General features: G+C 36.0%; 10 protein-coding genes and 1 pseudogene. 5 read left to right on the top strand and 6 right to left on the bottom strand.

Annotation, left to right across the window (positions count from 1 at the left end):
* On the bottom strand, positions 1–2,928 hold a 2,928-nt coding region (locus tag ABGX27_02305), incomplete at its 3' end, for a BadF/BadG/BcrA/BcrD ATPase family protein (protein ID MEO2068328.1).
* A 69-nt stretch (positions 2,929–2,997) separates the two neighbouring features.
* Between ABGX27_02305 and ABGX27_02300 the strand changes: the two genes are divergently transcribed.
* The gene (locus ABGX27_02300; protein MEO2068327.1) at positions 2,998–3,534 is read left to right on the top strand and encodes a hypothetical protein; all 537 of its coding nucleotides are present in this window, start codon (positions 2,998–3,000) and stop codon (positions 3,532–3,534) included.
* Here ABGX27_02300 and ABGX27_02295 read toward each other — a convergent pair.
* Both ABGX27_02295 and ABGX27_02290 read right to left on the bottom strand, forming a co-directional pair.
* Positions 3,531–4,148 carry a TonB family protein gene (locus ABGX27_02295; GenBank protein ID MEO2068326.1) on the bottom strand — a complete coding sequence of 206 codons (618 nt, stop codon included), beginning with the start codon at positions 4,146–4,148 and terminating at the stop codon, positions 3,531–3,533. The two genes, ABGX27_02300 and ABGX27_02295, sit on opposite strands and share 4 nt — an antisense overlap.
* Positions 4,132–4,560 (bottom strand): biopolymer transporter ExbD, encoded by a 429-nt coding sequence (locus tag ABGX27_02290; GenBank protein MEO2068325.1) that lies wholly within the window; start codon positions 4,558–4,560, stop codon positions 4,132–4,134. Before ABGX27_02290 ends, ABGX27_02295 begins: the two co-directional genes overlap by 17 nt.
* 65 nt (positions 4,561–4,625) lie before the next feature.
* Between ABGX27_02290 and ABGX27_02285 the strand changes: the two genes are divergently transcribed.
* Entirely contained in the window at positions 4,626–5,117 is a 492-nt protein-coding gene (locus ABGX27_02285) for a MotA/TolQ/ExbB proton channel family protein (protein MEO2068324.1), read from the top strand.
* A 172-nt stretch (positions 5,118–5,289) separates the two neighbouring features.
* Here the strand turns inward: ABGX27_02285 and gatB are convergent, their stop codons facing one another.
* Complete coding sequence (gatB, locus tag ABGX27_02280; GenBank protein MEO2068323.1) at positions 5,290–6,777, bottom strand: Asp-tRNA(Asn)/Glu-tRNA(Gln) amidotransferase subunit GatB; 1,488 nt, start codon at positions 6,775–6,777, stop codon at positions 5,290–5,292.
* A gap of 52 nt (positions 6,778–6,829) precedes the next feature.
* On the opposite strand from gatB, the gene prmC reads away from it, so the two are divergent.
* From prmC to hisG, 3 genes are read left to right on the top strand one after another with little or no spacing between them, the layout of a single operon-like run.
* Positions 6,830–7,678 (top strand): peptide chain release factor N(5)-glutamine methyltransferase, encoded by an 849-nt coding sequence (gene prmC / locus ABGX27_02275; protein ID MEO2068322.1) that lies wholly within the window; start codon positions 6,830–6,832, stop codon positions 7,676–7,678.
* A gap of 3 nt (positions 7,679–7,681) precedes the next feature.
* Positions 7,682–8,950 carry a UDP-N-acetylglucosamine 1-carboxyvinyltransferase gene (gene murA, locus ABGX27_02270; protein MEO2068321.1) on the top strand — a complete coding sequence of 423 codons (1,269 nt, stop codon included), beginning with the start codon at positions 7,682–7,684 and terminating at the stop codon, positions 8,948–8,950.
* 10 nt (positions 8,951–8,960) lie between these two features.
* Positions 8,961–9,602, top strand: coding sequence for an ATP phosphoribosyltransferase (hisG, locus tag ABGX27_02265; protein MEO2068320.1), 642 nt, complete (start codon positions 8,961–8,963; stop codon positions 9,600–9,602).
* 11 nt (positions 9,603–9,613) lie between these two features.
* On the opposite strand, the gene purU is transcribed toward hisG, so the two are convergent.
* Both purU and glmS read right to left on the bottom strand, forming a co-directional pair.
* Entirely contained in the window at positions 9,614–10,468 is an 855-nt protein-coding gene (gene purU, locus ABGX27_02260) for a formyltetrahydrofolate deformylase (GenBank protein MEO2068319.1), read from the bottom strand.
* Between the two features lie 2 nt (positions 10,469–10,470).
* Positions 10,471–12,237: pseudogene (gene glmS, locus ABGX27_02255) on the bottom strand (glutamine--fructose-6-phosphate transaminase (isomerizing)).

Genomic DNA, 12,237 nt, shown 5'->3' with positions numbered 1-12,237 from the left:
AACAGCAAGGTTTTTATGCTTTGAAGCAAAAACTGCTCCCCATATTTTTCTATTTGTATTTTCACTGTAAGATTTTTTCCAAACCTTACTAATCTCAAAATTTTCATCAAAAGGAAGGGAATCAATGGTTAAAATTGGATATCCCCTCTTTTGTATTTCTTCCAAAATACCGTGATTAATTCCCGGATCGTTATGGTAGGGTCTTCCAAGAACTAGAATACCTATTCTGTTTTCCTTCTCAAGTTTTTCCAGAATTTCTTTTCCTAACTTTCTCATTTCTCCTAAGTAAAGATTCAAGGATCTAAATCCTTCTTCTATTGCTTTTTTGTTTTCGCTTTTTGTAAGTTTCAAGACATCTTTAAAAGCTTTAAACATCTCGTATTCCAAGAGATCTTTATCATGGAAATGTAAAACCGGATCTAAGAATATTATTCCCTTTTCTCTGAAAATATCCTTCTCTTTTGTCAAAACGGCCTTTACAGAAAGGGAAGTAGCACTTACAGTAGGACAAGCCCAAGAACCTTCAGAGTCTTTAAAAAACGGAATTAAAGAAACTATTTTTGGAAAAAGTATTACGTCTGGATTCTTCTTTATCAAGTTGTTAATGTGTGCAAGGGCCACTTTACTTGGGAAACAAGGATCAATGGCTCCTCCTTTTAGCTCTTCTCTTATCAACCTTTCGGAAGTGTAATCTGAAAAAATAAAGTTTTTAATCCCTAGAGACTCCAAGTATCCCCTAAAGAAAGGAGTAAGAGAGTAGAAGTTTAAAACTCTTGGAATTCCAATTCTTAGGTTCTTTCTTTTCTCTATTACGCTTTCTCTACTAAGTATCCCAAACCTTTTAGTTTCAAAAACGGTCTTAACTGGATAGCTTTCAAAAACTTTTTTAGCAGCTATCTCTTGAAGGTTTGGATTTTCCTTTCTTATCTTTGAAAGTTCCTTTGTAATTTTCTTTGCTTCTTCAATATCAAGAGCTGTTCCTTTCTCGCAAGGTGCAACCACAAAAGTTCTACCCTTAGCAGTAATAAAGGTTCTTTGACATTTATTTGGACAAAAAGTGCATTTGGTTGTTTGGTCGCTCTTTATGGTGTACGAGAGGTTAAGTAGGTTGTCAAGTCCAATAAAGTTTGTTTTTCCTTGGTACTCCTTTAAAGCTTCTATCGCAGCTCCAAAAGCTCCGGCTTCACCAGTTATCGGATGAACAAAGATTTCGGCATCTTCTACTCTCTCTTTAATAAAATCAACCTGAGCTTTTACCGCTGCAAGGTTTTTCTGTGTTCCTCCTTGCAAAATAAAACGTTTACCAAGTTTTCTAAGGTTAGGTTCTTTAACTACATAAAACCAAATATTCTTAGGAAGAACCTTTGCAAGACCTGCCATTATTTCGTGGGGTTGCCATCCAAGACGTTGAAAGTTAACAATATCCTGCTCTAAGAAAACTGCACATCCAAAGTTGAACTTTGGAACAAGTTTAGCTTTGAAAGCAACCTCGGCAAACTTTTCTACCCTGTATCCAAATCTTTCAGCAGTTGATTGGAGAAAATACCCATTTCCAGCAGAGCACTGGGTGTTGAGTTTAAAGTCCTTTATCTCTCCATTTTTCATTATCATTACTTTTATGTCTTGTCCTCCCACATCAACGATAACATCAAAATCTTTAAAAAAATGTTTTGCTGAAACCGTATGAGCTACTGTTTCTACAATAGCTACGTCTCCACCTATTATTTCCTTTAACATATCCTTCGCGTAACCTGTAATCCCCACTCCCAAAATAGAGAGTTTTGCACCATTTCCTTCAATTTGCTCCTTTAGTTTTCTTACCACTTCCTTTACGTCTTTCAGCGGATTTCCAAGGGATAATGTATAGGCTGTGGCTATTAGTTCTCCACTTTCATTGATCAAAACCGCCTTTGTAGAGGTTGACCCTCCATCTATTCCTAGAAAAGCCTTTACTTCTTCACCTTTTCTGAATCTTTTCGGTGTAAAAGGCTTTACACTATATTTTTCTTTAAATTCTTCTAAATCCTCTCCTTCTTTTAAAAGTCCTCTTTCTCCCGTCCTTTCCTTTAGAACTACTAAAGAACGTTTTTCAAAACCTAAAAGTTTTTCCTTCCCTTTATAAGGGCTCTCCTCAAACTCGTAAAATAAAGCACTTCCTAAGGCAGCATAGTACTGAGCATTCTTAGGAACAATTACACTTGTTCTATCAAATGGTATTTCTTTTTCCTCCCATAGTTTCTCCAAATGATGTTTCCAAGCTTCTTGCAAAGCAGGAAAGAAAGTATTGGGTCCCCCAAGAAGTAAAACTTTCGGACGTAAGGTGTTTCCTCTTGTAAGGACTGCAAGGTTCTGAAGGACTATAGCGTTGAACAAAGATATTAGAAGTTCATCTTCAGGAACTCCAACTTTTTGCAGACCATTAATGTCGGTCTCAGCAAAAACTCCACACTTTGCGGCTACTTCATGAACTTTGTTTATGTCAAACTTAATTTTTGTAGCCTTTTCAATTGGTATTTTGAGCTTGGAGATAATTCTATCTATAGTTGCTCCAGTTCCTCCTGCACACTTGTCATTCATCGTTGTTATCTTTCTTTTTCCAAAAAAGAAAATCATCTTTGCATCTTGTCCACCAAGTTCCACTACCGAACCTACATCTTTGTGGAGCTTCTCTATTGCAAGACTTAAAGCATTTACTTCTTGTACAAACTTTACATCTAAAGCTTTTGCTATTGTTTCTCCTCCACTACCAGTTAAGAAGAGTTGAAAGCCTTTTCCAGCAAATTTTTCAAATTTTTCAAGAATTTTTAAAACTTTCTCGATTTGCTTAGCTTCATGCCTTTCATAGTGTTCAACTAAAATTCTTCCATTTTCATCTATCAGGACTCCCTTAACGGTCGTCGAGCCAACATCTATTCCAGCACTTACCATCGTCCTCCCCTCATAAGTTTTTAATAGTTATACTAAAATTATTTGAGAAATTTTTCACTGGAGGAAAAAATGAAGAAACTTATACTACCAGTAACAGCTACAATTTTACTAGCATCCTGTATTTCTGACGAGCAAGCAAAAAAGATAAATGATCTAGAGGCAAAAATTCAAATACTTGAACTTAAGCAGTCTAAACTGGAAAAAGATCTTAAAAACACAAATACTCAAGTTCTCAAGGTAAAAGAAGAAGTTCCTAAGGTTCAAGTGTCAATTAACTCTATTCATCAGAGTATGAAGGAAATTGAAGAAAAACTCTCTAAACTTGAAAAAGCTATAGAGATTGTCGAAAGCCATATTAGTAAAGTAGAGCTTGATACAGAGAAGAAAGTGTCCTACATAAAGTCTGAACTTAATACTAAAATGGAAACTACAAGCCAAAGGTTAGAAAAGGAAATAGTTTCCTTGAAAAATAAGCTTTCTAAAAGTAATCAAGAACTCACGGAAAAACTTAAAGTACTTGAAGATAGGGTAAAAGTCCTTGAAGAAAAACTATCAAAACTAAGAATCCCATCTATAAAAATAGAAAAAGTGAAACCAGAAGATTAACGGATCATGTCTAAGTTATATTCTATTTCCAGCTGAAACTTAAGCTTACTGTTTTTTATAGAAGTTGGAATTGGAGGGAAGGTTGCTCTCCCTATAGCTATACAGGTTGCTTCCTTCAGTATTTCGCTTTTTCCTCTAAGAGGTTTACATTGAAGGACTTTACCGTTCCTATTGAGGACAAACTCTACGCTTACTCTTCCTTCTTCACCTCTTTCTATAGCCTCAAGGGGATAGAAAATGTTTTCTTCTATGGCCCTTCTAATAGCTTCTAAGTAGTAAGCAGGAAGGTTTCCATCAACAGCTTTTAAGCCTCCAGAACTTTTTTCCTTAGAAGTTTCCTTAGGAATCTTCTTAACTGTTCTTTTTGAAACAATCTTTGGTTTCTTCGGTGTTGACTTAGAATGAATCTTTTTCTTTTTCTTTTTCTTCGTCCTCTTACCAAGAGTTTTTTCTATTTTTACCTTCTGATTTTTTGGTTTTATCAAAGAAATTTTAATAACCTCTTTAACTTCTTTTGGTTGAGGTTTATAAATGATCTCCGTTACCCTTATAAAAGCAAGTTCTATTAAGATAGAAACTAACAGAGCTAATACAATTCTAACGCTTGCCTTCATTTTTCTCCTTCGCTAGTAGTCCTATTGAAGTAATACCTGCTTCTTGAGCTGCATCCATAACACTTACTAAAAGTTGAACTTTTGAGTCTTTATCCGCATTTATAGCAATTGAAACACCAGGGTTTTCACGTTTTTTCTTTTTAAACAGTTGAGGAAGTTCCTTAAGAGAGACTTTCCTGTTTCCAAAATAGATAGTGCCATCTTTTTTTATGGTAACTGTAACTACCTCTCTCTTGATTTCAATTTTTGACTTTCTTGTAGTCTCTGGTGGGTTTGTTTTGATTGCAAGTCCGGGAATCAAGCTTCCTGTTATGAGTACAAAGAAAGCAAGCAAAAAGAGCATTACGTCAACCATCGGAATGATAATCAATTGCGGCTTCTCTCCAAAGTTCTCATCCTTGAATTTAAACACATCCTTCTCCTTTCTTCAGATTTTGTAAAATTTATTATACTATTTCTTTCAAAAGGAGGAGAAAGTTGATTATCACAATGGAAACAGCCCATCAAGTTGTCTTTTACTCTCTTTATGCACTTGTGTTCTTAGCGACGTTTCTTTTCGTGGAAAGGTTACTTTACCTATCCTTTAGTTATCCTGCAGAAAAGAAACTTTTTCTAAAAGAAATAGAAGAATTCGATCAAAGTAAACTTGAGGCCCGTTACCACTTGTTTGTATCGAAACTAAGAAGAGGAATGGGATTCTTGTCTTTTACGATCACTGTCTCTCCTCTTTTAGGGTTACTCGGAACAGTTTTAGGGATAATGAAATCATTTTTGGTAATGGCTGAAAGAGGGACTGGAAACTTACTAGAAGTTAGTAAAGGTATAGGTTTTGCACTTGAAGCCACTGCTTTGGGGATTTTTGTTGCTGTGGTTGCTTTAATTTACTACCATGTTGTTAACGGCATGATAAATAAGGCAAAAACAGAAATTAAGGCTCTTATCCTGGAAAATATGAAAAGATGGAGATAATAATAAAATTCGTTATCTTTAAACTTTATAAAAGTAGAAAGATTACAATAGATTTACTTATGATATAATAGTAATGAACAACGAAAAGGAGGGTGGCGAGTGCCACCCGGGGGAGGGAGTTTTTATACTTACAGGGAAGGGGCGAAAGCCCCTTCCTACCTTACCTTTAAAGCTAAACTTCTTCAAGAACTTGAGGAATTAACTGATTAAGTAGTTTAGGATTGGCTTTTCCTCTTGTTTCTTTCATAACTTGACCGATTAGGTATTTAACAGCTTTCTGCTTCTGTTTATCATTACCTTCTTTATATTGTTTAACAGCTTTCTCGTTATTGGCAAGAACTTTCTTTATTATCTCTTTTAGAGCAGACTCATCCGAAATTTGGGTAAGTCCCTTTTCCTCAACTATTAATTTAGGTTCCTTTCCTGTTTTAACCATTTCAGGAATTATTTCTTCTTTAGCTACTCTTAGAGAGATAACTTCTTTATCAACAAGAGTTAGAAGTTCTGCAATATGTTCTGGTTTGACTTTTGCTTCTGAAAGTTCAATCTTTTCTTCATTTAGAACACCTAGAAGATCAGAAATAATTATGTTCGCTACTTTTTTTGCTTCTCCACCGTAGGATTTGGCAGCTTTCTCAAAGAATGAAGCCAAGACTTTATCCCTAACAAGAATACTTGCATCATAGGAAGTAAGTCCGTAATCGTTTATAAACCTTTCTTTTACTTCATCTGGAAGCTCTGGTAAAGAAGCTTTTATAGCTTCAAGCCATTCTTCGTCTATGATAAGAGGCGGAAGATCTGGTTCTGGGAAATATCTATAGTCTTCAGCCTCTTCCTTGGTCCTCATTGTCTTTGTGATTCCTTTTTGGGAATCAAAAAGCCTTGTTTCTTGAACAACCTCTCCACCACTTTTTACAACCTTTATCTGTCTTTCAATTTCATACTCAAGAGCTTTTTGAATAAACCTAAAGGAGTTTACGTTCTTAATTTCTGTTCTTGTTCCAAGTTCCTTAGATCCCTTTGGTCTTATAGATACGTTAGCATCGCACCTTAAAGATCCTTCCTCGAGGTTTCCATCGTTTACGCCAATCCAAACCAAGATATCCCTTAGCTTCTGCATGTAAAGTTTAGCTTCTTCCGGAGTAGATATATCAGGTTCAGAAACTATTTCAATTAGTGGAGTTCCTGCACGGTTTAAGTCAACGTAAGAGTTTGGATCAAGTCCTTCACCGTGGATAGTTTTTCCTGCGTCTTCTTCAAGATGAATTCTCTTTATTCTGATTTTTTTCTTAGTGCCATCTGGCTTTTCTATTTCTATCCATCCGTTTTCTGCAAACGGAAGCTCGTACTGAGTAATCTGATAAGCTTTTGGTAGGTCTGGGTAAAAGTAGTGTTTTCTAGCAAAAACGGAGTACTTGTTGATCTTACAGTTTAAAGCCAGTGCTGCTTTTACTGCATACTCAACGGCCTTTTTGTTTAAGACCGGTAAAGATCCAGGCATTCCAAGGCATACCGGACAGACGTTGGTGTTCGGCGGTGCCCCAAACTCGTTCTTACAGCTACAAAAGATTTTGGTCTCTGTTAAAAGTTGAGCGTGAACCTCAAGCCCAATTACCGCTTCAAATTCCATCTTATCTCCTCGTAAGAGTTTTTGGGAGATTTTATCAAAACAGCTTCCAATTAAGTATTAATTCTGATACATTTTGGACGCTATGAAGTGGACTGTTGGGACCTTACTAAAAAGAGCAACCGAGATCTTGAAGGAAAGGGGAATAAAGTCGGCAAGACTTGATGCTGAACTTTTACTCACCTTTTCTCTCGGATTTAAAGACAGAGTAAAACTTTACACTGAATTTGACAGGCCTTTAGAAGAAAGTGAGGTGGAAAGGTACCGTCAACTCTTAAAAAGGAGAGCAAAAGGAGAACCTGTTGCTTACATAATTGGAGAGAAGGAATTCTTTGGCTTTAAATTTAATGTAAAAAGAGGAGTTCTTATACCAAGACCCGAAACTGAAATTCTAGTTGAAGCTGTTTTTGACGCAATAAAAGAGAGAGATAATCTAAAAATCGTTGATGTTGGCACAGGTAGTGGATGCATTATTCTTTCTTTGTGTAAACTTTTAAAGAAAGAGAACGAATACATAGGAACAGATATTTCTTCTACTGCAATAAGTGTTGCAAAACTAAACAAGGAAATGTTAGGTTGTCAGTGTGTAAAATTTATAAAGACCAATCTTCTTGATGGAATAGAAAGCCCAATAGATGTGATTATTTCTAACCCTCCCTATGTCCCTTTTGGTGATAAAAGGCTTGAAAGGGATGTTCTAAAGTTTGAGCCGGCAATTGCTCTTTTTGGAGGGAAAGACGGATTACAAGTTATAAGAAGGCTAATAAAGGAAGCTGAAAAAAAACTAACGGAAAATGGTCTAATAGCTCTTGAAATTGGGGCCGGTCAACATGGAGAAGTGGAAAAACTCTTAGAAGAGGAAGGTTTTAAGGATATTACGTTTTTCAAAGATTTGGCTGGAATAGAGAGGATAGTTTTAGCAAGAAAGGAGTAAAAAGTGGAAAAGTTCGTAATAAAAGGTGGTAGGGAACTTAAGGGAAAGGTAAGGATTTCTGGTTCTAAGAATGCATCTTTACCGATAATTTTTTCATCCATACTAACCGGTAGACTTTTCCTTTCTAACGTTCCAAATCTTAGGGACATCTATACTTCCTGTCTTTTACTTGAAAGTATGGGATTTATCGTTAAGAGATTTGACGATACTGTCGAGATTGAAGAAGGGAAAGGTATAAAAACGGAAGCTCCTTACGACCTTGTAAGGACGATGAGAGCATCGATTCTTTGCTTAGGACCTCTCCTTGCAAGGTATAAAACAGCAAGAGTTTCTATGCCGGGAGGATGTGCTATTGGTGCAAGACCTGTTAACCTCCATTTAAAGGCTCTTTCCAAAATGGGGGCTGACATAAGAATTGATCATGGGTACATAACAGCAGAAGTTAGTGGAAGGCTAAAAGGATGTGAGATTACTTTTGACTTCCCAACTGTGGGAGGAACCGAAAATGTTCTAATGGCAGCTTGTTTAGCAAAGGGAAAAACTGTCATAAGGAATGCTGCAAAAGAACCAGAAATTGTAGATTTAGCAAGAGCCTTAAAAAAGGCTGGAGCAAGAATAGAAGGCGAAGGGACAGATATCATAGAAATTGATGGTGTAGATGAACTCGGAGACATCGAATACAGGGTTATGCCAGACAGAATTGAAGCAGGAACTTTCTTGGCAGCAGTATCATTAACAGGCGGCAGAATAGAAATAGAGAACTTTCCTTACGATCACCTTGGAGCAGTAATAGAAAAGTTTGAAGAAGCAGGTTTAAAGGTAGAGAAAATTGCAAATAATAAAGTTGTTGCTGAAAAAAGGGATAGGCTTAAAGGTGTGGATGTAATAACTCAGCCATATCCGGGTTTTCCTACGGATATGCAGGCACAGTTTATGGCTGCGATGTGTTTAGCCAGTGGAACTTCCGTCATAAAAGAAACTATATTTGAAAATCGCTTTATGCACGCTCTTGAACTACAAAGACTTGGGGCAGACCTTTCAATAGAGGGAAATACCGTAGTTGTAAAAGGAGTTGATAAACTAATTGGTGCAAAAGTGATGGCAACAGACTTAAGAGCAAGCGCCTCTTTGGTTATAGCTGGACTTGCAGCAGAAAATACCACAGAAGTTTACAGAATTTATCACCTTGATAGAGGATATGAAAGAATGGAAGAAAAGCTCCAGAATCTTGGAGCAGAAATAGAAAGAGTAAAAAGTGAACTTCCATACTGAGGAGAATGGAATGAACGAGATAACCATTGCTCTCCCAAAGGGAAGACTTTTAAAGGAAACTGTTGCTTTTTTACAGGAAACTGGAATAGATGCTTCAGAAACTCTAAAAGAAACCCGAAAGCTAATTTTTAAATGGAAAAATTTTAAGTTTATCTTGGTTAAACCTATGGATGTTCCAACTTACGTTTACTACGGAACAGCTGACATTGGCATTGCAGGAAAAGATGTTATTGAAGAAAAGGGATATGATCTTTATGAGTCTCTCGATCTCAAATTTGGAGAATGTAGGTTGTCGGTAGCAGAACCGGAAGAAATAGAAGAACCTTACGATCTTGAAAAACTTTCTTTCATTAGAGTTGCAACAAAATATCCAAGAATTACCGATAGGTATTTTAGAAGTAAAGGAATCCACCCTGAAATCATTGTTCTTTACGGTTCAGTAGAGCTTGCACCTTTAGTTGGGCTTGCAGATAGAATCGTTGACCTTGTTCAGACAGGAACAACTTTACGTGCTAATGGACTGAAAGAAGTGGATACAATTTTGCATTCTACTGCAAGGTTAATCATAAATAGAGCGAGTTTAAAAACAAAATATTCTACTATTAAACCGATAATAGAAAGGGCGAAACTTGCTATCAAAGGAAGAAAATAAATAAGGAAGAACTAGTCAAAAATAACTGTTTTGTTATCATACACAAGTATCTTGTTTTCTAAGTGCCACCTAACGGCTCTTGCTAAAACAAGCTTTTCTAAGTCTCTTCCCTTTCTTATCATATCTTCTACCGTATCTCTGTGAGTTACCCTCACAACATCCTGTTCTATGATCGGTCCTTGATCAAGTTCTTCTGTAACGTAGTGGCTTGTCGCTCCAATTATTTTTACTCCTCTTTCGTAAGCTCTATGGTAGGGCTTTGCTCCCACAAAAGCAGGAAGGAAAGAGTGATGAATGTTTATTATTTTGTTTCTGAACTGATTCACAAAGTTATCGCTCAAGATTTGCATGTATCTTGCAAGAATTACAAGGTCTATATTCTCTTTCTTTAGAAGTTCTATTTCTTTTTCCTCTACCGAAAGTTTGGTTTCTTTTGTTTTTGGAAAGTGATAAAAAGGTATACCAAACATTTCTACCACAGGCTTTAAATCTGGATGGTTACTTATTACAAGTTTAAGATTTCCTCTCAATTCTCCAGCTTTAAATCTGTAAAGCAGTTCATAAAGGCAGTGATCGTATTTGGAAACAAAAATGGCTACATTCTGAACGTCAGAGCTAAACTTTAATTGATAGTTCATATCAAATTTTCTTGCTATTGGCTTAAAAGCTTTAGCTATTTCTCTTTTAGGTATTTTAAACTCCGTTAAGTCCCACTCAATTCTCATAAAAAAGATAGATTTTTGAAAATCTATGTGCTGGTCTGCAGCTATTATGTTTCCGTTATTCTTTGCTATAAAACCGGTAATTTCTGCAAGAATTCCTTTCCTATCCTTACAAGAAATTAAGAGAGTTGCTGTTTCCTTCACCTTTACTCCACAGTTACACTTTTTGCCAGATTCCTCGGCCGATCAACATCGTATCCAAGGAAGTCTGCTATGTAATAGGCAAAAAGTTGTAATGGCACTACATTAACTATTGGAGATAAGAATTCTAATGTTTTTGGAACTTCTATAGTAAACTCTGAAAGCTTCTTTACTTCCTCATCTTCTTCGTTTATAACAGAAATTACCCTTCCTTTTCTTGCTTTTACCTCTTCTATATTAGAAACAACCTTTTCCTTAAGTTTGCTTTCTGTTGCCACAAAGATTACTGGCATACTTTCATCTATTAGGGCTATTGGACCATGTTTCATCTCCCCTGCAGGATAGCCTTCAGCGTGAATGTAGGAAATCTCCTTAAGCTTTAAAGCACCCTCTAAAGCTATAGGATAGTTAACATTTCTTCCAAGATAAAGTGCATCACTTGATTTGTAAAACTCAAGAGAAATCTTCTTTACGTTTTCTTCTTCTTTTTCTCTATTTAAAAATTCCTCTATTTTAGAAGGAACTTTCATTAGTTCTTTAAAGTACTCCTCCGTTTCTATTTCGTTAAGCACCTTCCTTTTTCTTCCAAGCCAAAGGGCAAAAAGAAATAAACTAGTTAGTTGAGTTGTAAAAGCTTTCGTCGAGGCAACACTTATTTCTGGTCCAGCATAAGTGTAAATGGTTGTATCTGCTTCTCTTGTCGCTGTTGAACCAATTACATTACAGATAGCCAATGTCTTTGCTCCTTTTGACTTTGCAAGCCTCATTGCGGCTAACGTATCTGCAGTTTCTCCTGATTGGGTAATAGCTATAACGAGAACGCTATTATCTACTATCGGTTCCCTATATCTATATTCTGAAGCGTAGTCAACTTCTACCGGTACCTTTGCAAGATTCTCTATATAGAATTTTCCTATAAGTCCCGCATGATAAGAAGTTCCGCAAGCAACTATTTGGACTTTGTTAAAGTTCTCTATCTCTAAACCATCTCCTTTAAACCATGAAAGATTTCCACTTATTGTATCGGCTATTGCCCTTGGTTGTTCAAAAATTTCTTTTAGCATAAAATGTTTAAAACCTGCTTTCTCTGCTTGAGTTATTGACCAAGGAATCATGTGAACTTTCTTTTCCTTTTTGTTTCCTTCAAAGTCAAATACTTTAACTTTTTCTCTTTCAACTATTGCAATTTCAAAGTCATCTAAGAACAAAGCTTTGTTTGTATACGGTAGAAACGCAGGTACATCAGAAGCGATGAAATTTTCTCCTTCTCCAATTCCAATAACCAAAGGGCTATCTTTTCTTGCAACAAAAATCTTATCAGGTTCAAAAACAGTGATAACCCCTATTGCATAGGAACCTTTTAGCTTTCAAATAGCATTTTTGAAAGCTTCAAAAAAGTTTTTAGAATTTTTTAATTCCTCTTCTATTAAATGGACAACAATTTCTGTATCTGTATCAGAAAGAATCTTATGTCCTTTATCTAAGAGGTTTTTCTTTAACTCTAAGTAGTTTTCAATTATTCCGTTATGAACAATAGCTATTTTATGATTGCAATCTACATGAGGATGGGCATTTATATCTAACGGTTTTCCATGGGTTGCCCAACGGGTATGTCCTATACCAATTTCTGAAAAAATGTTCATTCTATTAAGTTCAACTTCAAGTTTTCTTATTTTTCCTTCTTTCTTGAAAACCTTTAGTTCTCCATTGTCTATTACAGCTATTCCTGCTGAGTCGTAGCCTCTGTATTCCAGTCTTTTCAATCCATCTAT

The organism is Desulfurobacteriaceae bacterium (genome assembly GCA_039832905.1).
Lineage (GTDB): Bacteria > Aquificota > Aquificia > Desulfurobacteriales > Desulfurobacteriaceae > Desulfurobacterium.
The sequence above is the reverse complement of the archived record's forward strand: the minus strand, read 5'-3'. Positions and strand labels throughout refer to the sequence as shown.

What these genes read in the sequence shown, in the direction of transcription:
- prmC (MEO2068322.1), top strand. Translation starts at nt 6,830, where the DNA reads ATGAAGTGGACTGTTGGGACCTTACTAAAAAGAGCAACCGAGATCTTG.
- ABGX27_02300 (MEO2068327.1), top strand. Translation starts at nt 2,998, where the DNA reads ATGAAGAAACTTATACTACCAGTAACAGCTACAATTTTACTAGCATCC.
- ABGX27_02295 (MEO2068326.1), bottom strand. Translation starts at nt 4,148, where the DNA reads ATGAAGGCAAGCGTTAGAATTGTATTAGCTCTGTTAGTTTCTATCTTA.
- hisG (MEO2068320.1), top strand. Translation starts at nt 8,961, where the DNA reads ATGAACGAGATAACCATTGCTCTCCCAAAGGGAAGACTTTTAAAGGAA.